General features: G+C 58.6%; 10 protein-coding genes and 1 pseudogene. 6 read left to right on the forward strand and 5 right to left on the reverse strand.

Annotation, left to right across the window (positions count from 1 at the left end):
- The first annotated feature begins 3 nt into the window (after window positions 1-3).
- Window positions 4-657 (forward strand): thiopurine S-methyltransferase, encoded by a 654-nt coding sequence (locus ACYZT3_RS08855; RefSeq protein ID WP_282380165.1) that lies wholly within the window; start codon window positions 4-6, stop codon window positions 655-657.
- 66 nt (window positions 658-723) lie between these two features.
- On the opposite strand, the gene htpX is transcribed toward ACYZT3_RS08855, so the two are convergent.
- Window positions 724-1611 carry a protease HtpX gene (htpX, locus tag ACYZT3_RS08860; protein ID WP_282380135.1) on the reverse strand — a complete coding sequence of 296 codons (888 nt, stop codon included), beginning with the start codon at window positions 1609-1611 and terminating at the stop codon, window positions 724-726.
- Between the two features lie 316 nt (window positions 1612-1927).
- Window positions 1928-3139, reverse strand: a complete 1212-nt coding sequence (locus tag ACYZT3_RS08865) for a pyridoxal phosphate-dependent aminotransferase (RefSeq protein ID WP_282380133.1) — start codon at window positions 3137-3139, stop codon at window positions 1928-1930.
- Window positions 3140-3365: 226 nt separating this feature from the next.
- Between ACYZT3_RS08865 and msrB the strand changes: the two genes are divergently transcribed.
- The 3 genes from msrB (at window position 3366) to ACYZT3_RS08880 (ending at window position 4812) form a co-directional block, all read left to right on the forward strand.
- Window positions 3366-3764 (forward strand): peptide-methionine (R)-S-oxide reductase MsrB, encoded by a 399-nt coding sequence (gene msrB / locus ACYZT3_RS08870; RefSeq protein ID WP_282380131.1) that lies wholly within the window; start codon window positions 3366-3368, stop codon window positions 3762-3764.
- A gap of 101 nt (window positions 3765-3865) precedes the next feature.
- Window positions 3866-4351 carry a glutathione peroxidase gene (locus ACYZT3_RS08875; protein ID WP_074878825.1) on the forward strand — a complete coding sequence of 162 codons (486 nt, stop codon included), beginning with the start codon at window positions 3866-3868 and terminating at the stop codon, window positions 4349-4351.
- Window positions 4348-4812, forward strand: coding sequence for a MarR family winged helix-turn-helix transcriptional regulator (locus ACYZT3_RS08880; RefSeq protein WP_282380127.1), 465 nt, complete (start codon window positions 4348-4350; stop codon window positions 4810-4812). The genes ACYZT3_RS08875 and ACYZT3_RS08880 overlap by 4 nt, the downstream gene beginning before the upstream one ends.
- Here the strand turns inward: ACYZT3_RS08880 and ACYZT3_RS08885 are convergent.
- A complete protein-coding gene (locus tag ACYZT3_RS08885) occupies window positions 4793-7114 on the reverse strand; it encodes a hybrid sensor histidine kinase/response regulator (protein WP_462031886.1) in 2322 nt (773 codons plus the stop codon). The genes ACYZT3_RS08880 and ACYZT3_RS08885 overlap by 20 nt on opposite strands.
- Window positions 7115-7280: 166 nt before the next feature.
- On the opposite strand from ACYZT3_RS08885, the gene ACYZT3_RS08890 reads away from it, so the two are divergent.
- On the forward strand, window positions 7281-8171 hold the full coding sequence (locus ACYZT3_RS08890) for an ATP-binding protein (protein ID WP_462031887.1): 891 nt from the start codon (window positions 7281-7283) through the stop codon (window positions 8169-8171).
- Window positions 8168-8650 carry a GAF domain-containing protein gene (locus tag ACYZT3_RS08895; RefSeq protein WP_282380122.1) on the forward strand — a complete coding sequence of 161 codons (483 nt, stop codon included), beginning with the start codon at window positions 8168-8170 and terminating at the stop codon, window positions 8648-8650. The genes ACYZT3_RS08890 and ACYZT3_RS08895 overlap by 4 nt, the downstream gene beginning before the upstream one ends.
- On the opposite strand, the gene ACYZT3_RS08900 is transcribed toward ACYZT3_RS08895, so the two are convergent.
- Both ACYZT3_RS08900 and ACYZT3_RS08905 read right to left on the reverse strand, forming a co-directional pair.
- Entirely contained in the window at window positions 8651-11599 is a 2949-nt protein-coding gene (locus tag ACYZT3_RS08900) for an HD domain-containing phosphohydrolase (RefSeq protein ID WP_462031888.1), read from the reverse strand.
- 49 nt (window positions 11600-11648) lie between these two features.
- Window positions 11649-15300, reverse strand: a pseudogene (locus ACYZT3_RS08905) (transporter substrate-binding domain-containing protein).
- Between the last annotated feature and the right edge of the window lie 3 nt (window positions 15301-15303).

The raw sequence follows: 15303 nt of genomic DNA on the forward strand, positions 1-15303 counted from the left end.
ATTATGCAGCCGGAGTTTTGGCACAAGCGGTGGACGTCGAATCAGATCGGCTTTCACCTGCCGGAAGTAAATCCATATCTGCAACGGTACTGGCCGCAACTGGGCCTGGAAGAGGGCGCGCGCGTACTGGTGCCGTTATGTGGGAAAAGTCTGGATCTGCTGTGGCTGGCGAAATGCGGTCACGAAGTGTTGGGCGTCGAGTTGTCGGAAAAAGCGGTGGAAGACTTTTTCCACGAGCATCAATTTGATCCGGACGTCAGCGACCAAGGCCCCTTCACTGTCTATCGGGCGGGCTCGATCGAGATCTGGTGTGGTGATTTCTTCGCGTTGACTGCCGGCGATGTCGCCGATTGCAGTGCGCTGTACGACCGCGCTGCGTTGATCGCCCTGCCGCCTAAAATGCGCGATCAATACGCCGAGCATCTGAAGCGAATTTTGCCGAAGGATTCGCAGGGGCTGCTGATTACTCTGGACTACGACCAGCCGCAAATGGACGGACCGCCCTTTGCAGTGTTGGATGACGAAGTGCAACGGTTGTTCGGGGCGACGTGGGAGCTGAAGATTCTGGAGGATCAGGACGTTCTGGGCGAGAGCTGGAAGTTTATCGAGAGCGGAGTCACGCGGCTTGAAGAGCGGGTGTATCGCCTGATGAGTTGATGGAACAGCAAGGCATAAAAAAGGGGTGATCAGATGATCGCCCCTTTTTTTGTCACCGCAGAACTATCAGCCCCGACGACGCAATGCGTCGATGCGCTCTTCCAGCGGCGGGTGGCTCATGAACATGCGGGCGAACCCCTGTTTGATGCCACCGTTAATGCCGAAAGCATTCAAGGTGTCCGGCATGTGCACCGGCAGACCCTGTTCCGCACGCAGGCGCTGCAGGGCGCCAATCATCGCGTTGGTGCCCGCCAGGCGTGCACCGGCTTCGTCGGCACGGAACTCACGTTTGCGCGAGAACCACATGACGATGGAGCTGGCCAGAATGCCCAGGACCAGTTCGGCGAAGATGGTCGCCACGTAGTAGGCAATGCCCTGGCCTTCTTCGTTCTTGAAGATCACCTTGTCGACAAAGTTGCCGATGATCCGCGCAAAGAACATCACGAAGGTATTCACCACGCCCTGGATCAGGGCCAGGGTGACCATGTCGCCATTGGCTACGTGGCCAATTTCGTGGGCCAGAACGGCTTTCACTTCATCCGGCGAGAAGCGCTCGAGCAGGCCCTGGCTGACCGCGACCAATGCGTCGTTCTTGTTCCAGCCGGTGGCGAAGGCGTTCGCCTCATAGGCCGGGAAAATACCGACTTCGGGCATCTTGATCCCGGCTTCCCGGGACAATTGCTCGACGGTTTGCAGCAGCCATTGCTCGTGGCGTGTGCGCGGCTGGCTGATGATTTGGGTGCTGGTGCTCATCTTCGCCATCCACTTGGAGATGAACAGCGAGAACAGCGAACCGGCGAAACCAAAGACCGCACAGAAAATCAGCAGCTGATTGAGGTTGAGATCAACCCCGTTGGCCGCCATGAACCCGTTGAAGCCGAAAAGGCTCAGGGTGATGCTGGCAATCAGCACGACCGCCAGGTTAGTGGCCAAAAACAGCAGGATGCGCATCATGGTTGTAGAAATCTCCTCATGCTAAAGATGTAGCGTACTGCGGGGTATATAAGGTGCTGAACCGGGCTATTCAACCGGGTGACTATTTCAAACTGTGTCCTACGGCAACAGCCTAGCTATTTGAAGGGCATTTCCGACGTCGATAGGGGAAGTGTTTGTCAGTCATTTCACGTCGCAGGCCCCGTCTTTGTTAGACGCGAGCGCGCAACGAGTCATCAGCCAGCAATTGAAGAAGCGATGTTCGGCAGGGCGCAAAGATATGTTGCTGAATCAATCACCGTGCGACGTGCGCAAGCGTCGCACGGTGACAGGCCGCTTACTGGCGATAGGACTTGAGGAAGTTGCCAATCCGTCCGATGGCCATGTCCAGGTCGTCCACACGCGGCAGGGTCACCACACGGAAGTGGTCCGGCCATGGCCAGTTGAAGGCGGTGCCTTGAACCACCAGCAGCTTCTCCGACAGCAGCAGGTCGAGCACGAATTTCTCGTCGTTATGGATCGGGCAGACTTTCGGGTCGATCCGTGGGAACGCATAGAGCGCGCCCATGGGCTTGACGCAGCTTACGCCGGGAATGGCGTTGAGCAGTTCCCAGGTACGGTTGCGCTGTTCCAGCAGCCGACCTTGGGGTAATACCAGATCATTGATGCTCTGATAACCGCCGAGGGCTGTCTGGATAGCGTGCTGGCTCGGCACGTTGGCACACAGTCGCATGTTCGCCAGCATGTCGATGCCTTCGATGTAGCTCTGGGCGTGGTGTTTCGGGCCGGAAATGGCGATCCAGCCGGAACGGAAACCCGCCACGCGATAAGACTTGGACAGACCGTTAAACGTCAGGCACAGCAGATCTGGCGCCAGGGAGGCCGTGCAGATGTGCACGGCATCGTCGTACAGAATCTTGTCGTAGATTTCGTCGGAAAAAACCACGAGGTTGTGCTGACGGGCCAGTTCCAGCATGCCCAGCAGGACTTCTTTCGAATACACCGCGCCGGTCGGGTTGTTCGGGTTGATGATCACCAGAGCTTTGGTGTTCGGGGTGATCTTGGCCTTGATGTCCGCCAGATCTGGCCACCAGTTGGCCTGCTCGTCGCACAGGTAATGCACCGGGTTGCCGCCCGACAGGCTCACCGCGGCGGTCCACAGCGGGTAATCCGGGGCCGGCACCAGCACTTCGTCGCCGTTGTTGAGCAGGGCCTGCATCGACATCACGATCAGCTCGGAAACGCCGTTGCCCAAATAGATGTCTTCAATGCCGACGCCTTCCACCTGCTTTTGCTGGTAGTACTGCATGACGGCCTTGCGGGCGCTGAACAGACCCTTGGAGTCGCTGTAGCCCTGAGCGGTCGGCAGGTTGCGGATCACGTCCTGGAGGATTTCATCCGGCGCTTCGAAACCAAAGGGCGCCGGGTTGCCGATGTTCAGCTTGAGGATGCGATGGCCTTCCTCTTCCAGGCGTTTGGCGTGCTTGAGCACTGGGCCGCGAATGTCGTAGCAGACGTTGGCGAGCTTGTTCGATTTGCTGACCTGCATGGCAATGTGTTCCCGAAAATGAACGATCCAGGCGGCGTATGAACAACCGTGCTGGGAATCCTGCGTATTCACACAGGCCTGACGCCTTGAGAGGCAGCACCCATAAATCCGTTTGAATGCGCGCGGTCTGGCTGCCAGACTGGCGTATGACGAGGCGCAATCATACGTGCCGCCCGATCCGTGGAAAAGGTACAGATCGGGCTTTTTCAGCTGCTGAGGTGTGATGATGGAAAAGTTGGAAAAAACCCTGGAAGAATGGAAAGCAATGCTCGACCCGGAGCAGTACAACGTTTGCCGCCTCAAGGGCACCGAGCGACCGTTCTCCGGCAAATTTAACGACACCAAAACTGACGGCGTTTACCACTGCATCTGCTGCAACGAGTCACTGTTCGACTCCAAGACCAAATTCGACTCCGGCTGCGGCTGGCCGAGCTTCTACGCGCCGATCGGCGACAGCGCCATGGTCGAGATCCGTGACGTCAGCCACGGCATGATCCGCACCGAAGTGGTCTGCGGCAAATGCGATGCGCACCTGGGGCACGTGTTCCCCGACGGTCCACCGCCGACCGGTCTGCGTTATTGCATCAATTCGGTGTGCCTGGACCTGGTACCCCGCGGAAAATAAGCCAGAGGGTGATCTGATGATCGCCCATCGGATAATTAAATTGCACGCAATTCAATTGCTCGCTATGTTTGTCTCATCTTCCCTCATTTAGAGTCCGAATCATGAGCGACAACCTGCTGAGCATCCCTTGCACCACCATCAAGGGTGAGCAAAAAACCCTGGCGGATTTCGCTGGCAAAGCCGTGCTGGTGGTCAACACGGCGAGCAAATGCGGCTTCACCCCGCAGTACAAAGGCCTTGAAGAGTTGTGGCAGACCTACAAGGATCAAGGTCTGGTGGTGCTTGGGTTCCCGTGCAATCAGTTCGGCAAGCAGGAGCCGGGCAACGAAGGGGCGATTTCCGAGTTCTGCGAGTTGAACTTCGGCGTCAGTTTTCCGCTGTTCAAAAAGATTGAAGTCAATGGCGCCGGTGCCCATCCGCTGTTCGTTCAACTGAAAAAGCGCGCGCCGGGTGTGCTGGGTTCCCAGGGCATCAAGTGGAACTTCACCAAGTTTCTGATCGGCAAGGATGGCCAGCTGGTCAAGCGCTTCGCCCCCGCGACCAAGCCGCAGGACCTGAGCCGCGAGATCGAAGCCCTGCTCAAATGAACACCTTGTCAGTCGATTCCCTGAAGCTCGACAGCCAACTGTGCTTCAAACTGTACGCCGCTTCCCGGGCGGTGATCCGCGCCTACAAGCCGATGCTCGATCAGCTCGGCCTGACCTACCCGCAATACCTGGCGATGCTGGTGTTGTGGGAATGGCAGGAGGCAGCCCCTGAGCAGCCGACGGTCAAGGCGTTGGGCGAACGCCTGACGCTGGATTCCGGCACGCTGACGCCGTTGCTCAAGCGTCTTGAGCAACTGCAACTGGTTCAGCGTCAGCGCTCGGCGCGGGATGAGCGTGAAGTGCACTTGAGCCTGTCGCCCACCGGCAAGGCCTTGCGCGATCAGGTCGGGCCGCTCAAGGCCCGCTTGCTGTGCGACAGCGGTGTGGATCTGGATCGCCTGAATGATCTGCGCGATGGCCTTGATCACTTGTTGGGGCAAATCAAAGCACTGTCGTACTAGGGATCCACAAGTCCAGCAGGGCAGCCAACTCTTCCCGACGGAAGGGTTTTGCCAGGTAATCGCTCATGCCCGCCGCACGACAGCGTTCGCGCTCTTCGGACATGGCGTTGGCAGTCAGGGCGACGATGGGCAGTTGTGGCCAGCGCCCGCTGCGACGGATTTGCCGACTGGCCTCGTAGCCGTCCATCACCGGCATGTTGCAGTCCATCAGCACCAGATCGAATTCGCTCTGCTCAAGCTGATCCATCGCCTCGCCACCGTGACCGGCGACGATCACTTCGCATCCGAGTTTCCCGAGCATCCCCTTGGCCACTAATTGGTTGACCGGATTGTCCTCCACCAGCAGCACGCGTCCGCGTCGTTGTGGGGAGAGGGTGTCGAGCCGGGCATCGTTGATCGTGTTGAGTTCCGGCTGCAGGACTCGTCGCAGCGTCTGGTACAGCGCGTTGCGCGCCAGAGGCCGCGCCTGTTGCTGCAAGGGGGCGAGGGCGACGGCTTCTTCGCTGGGCATGAAACTGCCGTAAGCGGTGACCAGCAGAATGGGGGCTGTACACGAGGGGCGCAGGCCAAACAGGCATTCGGGGCAATCGGTAATCAGTACATCAGGGTTCAGACCCAGCAACGATTCATCGATGGAACGCTGCTGATAGTCGAGCCCCCAGCCGGGCAACACACTGTTCAACAGTTCTGCCAGACCGCTGCTCGCGGCGGTGATTGCGATGACCTTGCCTTGTAAAGAGGCCGGGGGAAGGGCCCGGGTGTGGCTGGGCAGCGGCAGATCCGCGCAGAACTGGCTGCCGAAGCCTGCTTCGGAGCTGATGGTGAGGCGCCCTTGCATGACTTCGCAGAGGTTGTAGGTCAGTGCCAGGCCCAACCCGGTCCCGCCGAATTGCCGGGTGATGCCGGCACCCGCCTGGGTGAAGGGCTGGAAAATCTTGACCTGGGCGTCCTGGGCGATACCGATACCGGTGTCGCAGACTTCGATTCTGACGCCGTCCTCGAATGTCGAGAGGCGCACATCGACCCGACCGAAACGGGTGAACTTGAGGGCGTTGGATAACAGGTTGCTGACGATCTGTCGGACCCGGGTCGGATCCCCGAGCACCAGTGCCGGAAAATGCGGATCGATCAGGCAGCTCAGCTCGACGCTCGGCGCGGCGTTCTGTGACAGCAGGTTGGCGGTGTCCTCGATCAGCGAGCCGAGGTCGAACGGAATATGTTCGAGCTCAAGTTGGCCGGCATCGAACTTCGACAAATCGAGAATATCGTTGAGCAGTTCCACCAGTACTTTGCCCGAGTCATGGGCGATGGACAGCTGTTGCTGTTGCTCGGCATTGAGCGGACCGTCCAGGGAAAGCGCGATCATCCCCAGCAAGCCGTTGAGCGGCGTGCGGATCTCGTGGCTCATGTTGGCCAGGAACACCGAGCGCGCGTCGGCCATGCCCAGGGCGGTGCTGCGGGCGACCTCCAGCTCCTGATTGGATTGGCTGAGCCGATTGTTGATCGCCTTGAGTTCCGCCGTGCGAGCCGAGACGATGTTCTCCAGTTGCCCGAGGTAGTCGGTCAGACGGTTTTCGGCGTTGCGTCGCTGCTGGATTTCGGTGGCGATGTTTTCGAACTGTTGATTGGCAACCTTGACCAGTACCCCGATTTCATCGTTTTCATGGTCCGTCGGACACTCCAGCGACGTCGACTCCGCGCTGCGCGGGTCGCGAATACTGAGTTCACGGATGACCCGCACCAACGGCTTGGTCAGCATCACATAAAACAGCGCCAGCAGGATGCCGGTCAGCAGCAGGCTGCGGGCGAAGCCATTGAGCAGCGTCACCTCGGCCCGGCGCAGGAACCGGTTGCCGAATGAATAGGTATCGACGTCCAGACGCAGAGTGCCGAGGGATTCGGTCGGCAAGTGATCCAGGTAGAGACGGTCTTCGAACTGCCGGTTGGCGCCGAACAGGAAGTCGCTGATCACCCGATAGCCGCTTTGCACGCCTGGGCGTTTGACGTTGGCCAGCACGGTATTGTTGTTGTCGATCAATTGCGCGCCGGTGATCGCCGGCGAGCGCAACAGGCCCAGGGTCAATTCCTGAGCGAGTTCGGCATCGATGTTGTAGGCGATGCGGGACGCGGGGTTATGGCTGATTTCCAGTAAAGACAGGATTTCTCGGTTGATGGAGGCGTCTTCACTGGCATAATCGATGCCTATTTGCATCAGACTGAGCAGCGTACCCAGAATGAAACCGACCAGCACAGTAAGCCTGGCTTGCTTGTAGGACAGTCGGTTGGTGAACTTGATATCCATGGGGTGTCGAACCACTTCCGTTTCCCTTCGCTGCTCAAGCATAGTCGATCATGCATGGATACCGATGTTCTCGCGAGCCCTTGTGCACAGGGATGAACCGGACACCGAGCGCTGTGTTTCGTCGCTGTATCGCCATCATTACTGTGAACGTGCCCGAGGAGAAGACGTGGATTCCCGATTAAATGCTTTTCTTGAACGCGCCGATGCCGTTTTGGCCCGTATCGAACCGCTGCTGCCCGCACCTCGGCAAGTCATCGACTGGAACCACTGCCTGGCTGCACGCTGGCAGCGCGAGGGGCGCAGCGGTTTTATGCTGCCGCTGCAAGTCAGCCTTGACATGCGTTTGTCCGACCTGATCGGCGTCGACCGGCAACTGGAGCAACTGGGGCGAAATACCCAACAGTTCCTCGACGGCATGCCGGCCAACCACGCGTTGCTCTGGGGCTCGCGCGGCACCGGTAAATCGTCGCTGGTTCGCGCCTTGCTGGCCGAACACGCCAAGGGGGGATTGCGGTTGATCGAGATCGAACGCGATCACTTGGCAGACTTGCCGCGAGTGGTCGAACAAATCGCCAAGCTGCCCCAGCGTTTCGTGCTGTTCTGCGATGACCTGTCGTTCGAGTCGGGCGAGGGTGACTATCGCGTACTCAAGAGCGTGCTCGACGGCTCTCTCGAACAGGCGCCGGATAACGTTTTGCTGTACGCCACTTCCAACCGTCGCCATCTGGTGCCGGAAAAGGAAAGCGATAACGAAAACTGGAAAAGGGTCGACGGCGAACTCCATCCCAGCGAGGCGGTGGAAGACAAGATTGCGCTGTCGGACCGTTTCGGATTGTGGCTGTCGTTCTACCCGTTTACCCAAGAACACTTCCTCAACGTCGTCGAACACTGGATCGGTCAACTGGCCGACAAGGCGGACCTTAAGTGGCAACGAGACGAGGAACTGGACATCCTCGCGGTGCGCTGGGCCACGGGCCGGGGTAATCGCAACGGACGTTGCGCGTATCAATTTGCCCGCTATTGGGTCGGGCTGAAGCTGTTGGAGCACAAGGCATGATCGATTTACAGAAGAGCGGCCAGGGCCTCGAAGGCTACGGCATGCTGTGGGCGCAATTGGAGTCATTGCTGGCGGACGAGCGGGATTTCATCGCTAACGCCGCGCAGTTCTCGGCGTTCCTGTACAACCTGCTCGATGACCTGAACTGGGCTGGGTTCTACCTCAATCGCAACGAAGAACTGGTACTCGGCCCTTTTCAAGGGCAGATCGCCTGCGTGCGGATTCCATTCGGTCGGGGCGTATGCGGGGCTGCGGCGACGACCTTGCAGACCCAGTTGGTCGAGGACGTGCACGCGTTCCCCGGACACATCGCTTGCGACAGCGCGTCGAACAGCGAACTGGTGGTGCCGCTCGTCAAGGACGGTCGATTGATTGGCGTGCTGGACCTCGATAGCCCGAAACTGGCGCGTTTTACCGCTGAAGATCAGGCCGGTATTGAGCAATTGGCGGCGATTTTCCTGCGCCTGACCGACTGCTGATCATGCCCTCAAGCCTGCCTTGACCAGCAGGCTCGACGGGTCCACCGCATCGATTTGTTGGGGGTCGAGGAATCGATCGGCGTACTGCAAATAGATTTGTGCGTTGATGAACAGCCCAAACAACTCAGGATCGATGTGGGCGTCCCGGCACAGGGTGGCCATGATGCCCAGCGCTTCGTTCAACGACTTGGCTTTCTTGTAGGGGCGATCGGCGGCGGTCAGTGCTTCGAAAATATCGGCAATCGCCATCATCCGCGCCGGCAGGCTCATTTCTTCACGCTTCAATTGTTTGGGGTACCCGGTGCCGTCCATTTTTTCATGGTGGCCGCCGGCGATCTCCGCGACGTTGTTGAGGTGACCGGGGAAGGGCAGGTGGCTGAGCATCAGAATTGTCTGCACCCTGTGGTGATTGATGATGTAACGCTCCTCGCGGGTCAGGGTGCCTCGGGCAATGCTCAGGTTGTAGAGCTCGCCCCTGTTGTACTTGTAGCGCGGCACATCGAGTTTGAACCCCCAGGGATTATCTTCCGGAATCAGTTCGGCTTCGGGTCGTTCGAACAGGTGCTCGGGTTTGTCCGCCAGCAATGGTTCGCTGACCGGCAGTGCCGGTGCCGGGGTTCGCGCCTGGCGTCGGTTCTCTTCCCAGGAAACGCCCAGCCGGTCATCCAGTGTTCGGGTCCAGGTGCGCAGGGCCATGCTGTGAAGGCGTTGCAGGTCGGACTCGGCCATCGCCTCGCCCCCCAGGTTGCAGCGGGCAACGAACGCGAAGTCATCGTCCAGCCCCGCCAGAGTGGCGTTGCGCAGTTCGGTCAGGTGCTGCTCGTCACCGCCCAGGGTCATGGCTTGCCAATAGTTGATCCAGACATCGCGCTTGAGCACTTCGAAACGGGTACGGATTTCGTGGATACGGTCGTAAAGCGTTTCCAGCTTCGTGGCTTTATCGACCACGTATTCCGGAGTGGTGACCTTGCCGCAATCATGTAGCCAAGCCGCGATGTGCAGCGCTTCCCATTCATCGTCGGTGGGTTGGTAGCCACTGAAGGCCGGGTCCTGGCTGGCCGCTGCGGCCTGGGCGAGCATCAGGGTCAGCGCCGGCACTCGCTGGCAGTGACCGCCGGTGTAGGGGCTTTTGGCGTCAATCGCACCGGCCAGCAGTTGAATGAAGGCGTCCAGCAGTTGTTTTTGTTTGGCTTGCAGACGCTGACTTTCAATACTCACGGCGGCCGCGCCGGATACGGCCTGGAGGAACGCGATGCGGTCTGGACGAAGTTTTTCCAGATCGCTCTGGTTGCCGGTATCGGCCAACAGCAGGACCAGCAGGCCCAGGGTTTCGTGATGACGATTGTGCAGTCGAATACCGATCAGATGAACGCGGGGGCACTCCAGCGCAAGCAACACCTTCTGCAAATCCCCCGCCTGTTCGAAACCAAGTGCGGTGACGATGTTGTCGGCATTCGACAGCTGCCGTAGCCATGCAGGGCTATGCGGAGCCTGGAGTTCGTGTCCTTGAAGATCAAAGGACGGCAACGCCTGTGAGATGCCGTTGATGACCAGACCCTGTGGCTCCATGCGATCGCCATCACTTTCGCGCAGGTAGATCAGACCGGCCTGGGCCTGGCCGATTTTCACAGTTTCAAACAACACGCGTTCCAGCAAGGGGGCAAAACGGACCTCGGCGCTCAGGCTTCCGGTGATCTGGAAAAAACTCGCCAAGGTATCTTTCATGCGCGCCATCGACACGCTCAGTTGGTCGACTTCGAGCACGGGAGAGCGACGTGAGGGCGGAAAGTTGAAGTCGAAACTGCGAACCGCATCGGCCTCCCGCACCAGCGCGCGCAGGGGTTTAACCAGAATCCGAGAGGTCAGCCAACCCAGCGGCAGGCATAGCAACAGCGTGGCCAAGGTAATCAGCGCGCCTTGCCAGCGCATGCGGTAGGCATCGACGAGTAATTCATCTTCCGGTACCAGCAGCGCCAGTTGCAGTCCCTGGGGGCCACCCTCCTGCATGCTGCTGCGGGCAACGATCCATTGACGACCGGCGACATCCAGGCGGTTACCTTCGGGGGGATTGTTGAGCAGCGCGCCGAGGCTGGGGCTCAGGTCGGCGGCTTTGATCAGGCGGGCAGTCTGATCGTCGATGATCAATTTGCTGCTGTCAGGATAAGCAATGGCATTGCCCTCGGCATCGAACAGCACAATTTCTGTACTGGGGGTCACCACATGTTTGGCCAAGGTCGTGGAGAGTTCCGCCAGGGTCAGATCGGCGCCCATGACGGCGTGTTCGCCGCTGCGCCGGGCCAGGGTGGTGCCGACATTGTGGGTGGAGAAAAAAATGTAGGGTTCGGTGGTGATCTGATCCCTGTCGCTGCGGGCGTTGGCATACCAGGCGCGGGTTCGCGGATCGTAGGTTTCGTCGGGATTGTCCTGGCGACTGATGAGGGTCAGATCTTGATCGAAAAACAGTGATTGGGAGCGGACCTTCCCGTTGTTGCCGGTTCGCTCAATGCTCCACACCTGATAAGCCGCAGTGTCCGGGGCATTCAGGAGCGTTTTCAGACCGGAGGTTCGCAAGGGCCGAACCATGAAGAAATCACCATTGCCGTAGCCCAGATACAGCGAGGCCAGGTCGGGGTTGTCCTTGAGTGACTGGCTGAAGGGTTTGAACAACGCCAGGCGTTGCTCCAGGTCAGGTGCCTGCGTCGCTGGATAATCCGCCAACAGGCTCAGCAGATGACGAATCGGCTCATAGGTGGTGTGCAGGTCCAGGCGGACGTCCTGCTCGATGCGGTTGAAGAGCTTTTCACTGCTGGAAAGAATGATCTGCGTGGTGTGCCGGTAGTTGAAAATGCCCAGCACCACTCCAGTCAGCATCAACAGGAGCGTGAACATCACGCTGATATGGACGTGCAGGGGAAACCGCCGTTGATCCGGGCGCAGTGCGCTGGGCATTGCAGGTCTCTCCATGATGGTTAACACACTGCTCAGCGTCCTAGCATAGTTAAGGCTCTGTCATTCTGCTGTTGTCGTTTTGGCCAATTTGTTGCTGCAAGGCTTGCTCCAGTTCGAGCATGGCGCGCTCTATAGCCTTGCTGCAATCGGCCACCTCGTCGTGATGGAACACTTCATGGCAGGCCTTTTCCAACGCCTCGCAGCTGTCGATCACTCGGGAGGCCTGGACGATTCGGGCGGCGCCCTTGATTTTGTGGGCGACGTCGAGAAATGACTGTGGGTCTTTGGATAGGGACAGGGCCAGCAATTCTTGTCGGTCCAAACGGTTGCTGTTCAACAGTTCGGCCAACAATCGCTGGTCCAATAGCGGATTTCCACCCGTCAAAAGACGCAGCCCTTGCAGGCTGAACGCCGGATCGCGGACGGTCGGCCTGATACCTTCAACCCACTGACTCAAGGCTGTCAGGGTGAGGGGCTTGAACAGGCAGTCGTCCATCCCGGCTTGTTTGCAGCGTTGTATTTCTTCCGGTTGCGCGTTGGCGGTAAAACCCAGAACGGTACAGGGCGGGCGTTGCGTTTGTTGTTCCTGTCGGCGAATGGCGCGGGCCAGTTCGTATCCGTTCATGATCGGCATGTTGCAATCGACAATCACCAGATCGAACGGCTCTGCTTTCCACGCCTCGTATCCCGCTTCGCCATCCGCCTGGACGCTGAATCGATGCCCCAGAAACTCCAGTTGCTGGCACATGAGCAAGCGATTGGCCGGGTGATCGTCGACCACCAGAACGTTCAAGGGGGTCGTCGTGGTGTGTATGTGCGCTTCAACAGTCTCCGGCACCTGCTCGAGTGGCAGTGTTGCCAGGTGTAACGAAACCTCGACTTGAGTGCCCACACCCGGCTGGCTGCTCAATTGCAGGCTGCCACCCATCATCTCGCACAGGCTGCGGCTGATCACCAGACCCAGTCCTGCGCCACCTCTGTCTGATTGTGCGCAATTATCGGCTTGAGCGAAGGGTTCGAATAACCGCTGCTGATCCTGTTCGCTGATGCCTATGCCACTGTCCTGAACATGCAACAGCATCTGAACCCGCTCGGGTTCGGCGGTGGACTGCAGGTCGACGATGACCCTGACCTGGCCATGCTCCGTAAACTTGATGGCGTTGCTGACCAGGTTGGACAGCACCTGCTTGAAGCGCATCGGGTCCAACAGGACTTCAAACTCCGAATTGTCAGGGCGGAACTCCAGCAGCAGTCGGAGATTTTTCTGGCGTGCCAGTCCATCGAAGACCCGCACGACCGAGGTCACGATTTCACTTGGATTGACGCGCTCAGGGCTCAGGCTAAGACGCCCGGATTCGATCCGTGCAATGTCGAGAATATCCCCGATCAGTTCCAGCAGGTCCTTCGCCGAGTTGTACGCCACATCGATGGCAGGGCGATCCGGGTGCTCATGATCGATACGCTTGAGCGTCAGTTCGAGCATGCCGATGACCGCATTCATCGGGGTGCGGATCTCATGGCTCATGGTCGCCAGAAACGTGCTTTTGGCCCGGTTGGCTTCATCGGCGCGCTCTTTCGCGCAGCGCAGATCATCGAACAGTTGCCGCCGTTCACTGATGTCGATCCAGCCGCCGATGATGCCTTGCACTTCACCGCTCGAATCACGGTAGGGAAGAATCCAGTGGTAAATCGTCAGCCTGCGGCCGCCGATGTGCAACGCGCGGTCGAGAATCAGCGGTATGCCCTCGGCCACGACACGCTGGTAATCGGCCTGATATTCCCGGGCTTCGAACGCATTGCTCATGTTGCCCTGCATGACGCTTTTGCCAATGACGTCTTTACGTTTCGCGCAGAAGGCTTCCAGGTAACTGTCGTTGCAACTTTGCAGCAGTCCCTGGCGATCGCGTACGTAGATGGGATGAGGCGTACCGTTGACCAGCGATCGCATGAATTCGAGTTGATCGTTCAATGCGCGCTCGGCCGCCTGACGCTGCTTAATCTGGCGACGCATGTAAGCGTTCCAGGCAAAGGAAATCAGCAGCAGCACCCCGGAACCGATAATAATTTGGTAGAACATTCGGTGATAGAGGCGCCAGGTACTTTGCGAGGACGCCGAATAGCCACGCCAGCGGCTGTTGATGATGCCCAGCTCTTGCGGCGCAATGCTCAGCAGCGCCTTGTTGAGGATGGAATTCAGTTCTTTGGTATCTCGTCCTGTGGCCAGGGAGAACGCGGCCTCGCGGGTACCGATGGTGGTACTGATTTGAAGTGTGTGCTCAAAGAGCCGCGATGAGATGAAGTAGTTCGCAATCACCAGTGAGTTCACCGCGCCGTCTGCCTTGCCCTCGGCCAGCCACTCCACGGCGCTGAATGCGTCGGGTGTTTCAATCAGCCTGATCCGCGGAAACTCGCTGCGCAGGTAATCCACCAGGGGGTTGCCTTGGGCGATAGCCAGGCGTTTGTCCTGCAACTGCTCAAGGCTTGTCGGGCTGTCGGCGGCTTTGCGAGTCAGCAGGACAAAGGAGTCTTGCAGATAGGGGCGGGTGAAGTTCAACGTCGTTTCACGTTTCACGTTGGGCGCTGGGGAGCAGGGCGGCGATCAAGTCGGCCTTATTGTCCCTGATCTGCTCGATCATCTCGTCATCGCTGCGGCTGCGATGGACGTCGAATCGCAACCCGGTGCGCAATCTGATCAGCTCGAGCAAGTCCGCGGTAACCCCACGAAAGTTGTTATTACTGTCGAAAAACGTCAGCGGCGCAAAGGCCTCATTGACCACCACACGGACTACCGGATGTTGTGCCAGCCAGCGTTCCTCGGTGTGGGTGAGCTGCAGTTTTTGATCGGTAAGAAGAATGTCACTGCCGGCACTCCAGCGTTTGGCGATGTTATCGCGTTCGCTGGTGGGGATCGCGCTGAGTATTGCGTCGATGATCCCGAGCAATTGCGGGTTGTCCTTGCGCACGGCAAAGCTGAAACCGTGGGCTTCGTGTTTGCCGAAGTTGGCCATGCGGATGTTGTTCAGATAGCCCTTGTTGATCATGTAATGGGTGGAAATTGTGTCTCCCAGAAAAACATCAGCCTGGTCGAAGGCAACTGCATTGATCGCATTCTGGTAGGACGGAAAGGACGTGATGATCGCCCTCGGATACATTGCCTTGACCTCTTCCCGCGGCAAATAGTGATACACCATGCTCAGCCGTAGACCGGCCAGGCCATCGGTCAAGGATCTGGTTTCTCCTTCGCGTGTCACCAGAACCGGCTGGTCCACGGCGTAGGGTGTGGAAAGTACAATGTCGGCGTTATGTGCTTCGAATCCATTGGCGCTACCCAGCAAGTCGACCTCGCCGTTTTCGAGTGCTTTGATTGCGGCCTCCCGGGACGCAAAGCGCAGAACCTTGATTGGCAAACCGGTTGATGTACCCAGGAGGCCCGCGTAATCAGCGGTATAACCTTCGTAGTCGTGACCACTGGTGGTCAGGTCGAAAGGAGGGTAGTCCGGGGCTGACGTGCCAAGGATCAGTTCCCGTTTATTCTTGATCCATTGCCGTTGTAATTTATCCAGTTGGACTTCCTGGTGTCCGGTCATTGAGCGACTGAGCAGGGTGTAGTTCTCGCTGACGGTCTGCGCAGCGAGCACTGAGGTGCTCAGGCATAAACCGGCGGCCATCAGTGTCAGATAATCCTTTATACGACTGGGCATCCT

It is taken from the genome of Pseudomonas sp. MDT1-16 (genome assembly GCF_054898115.1).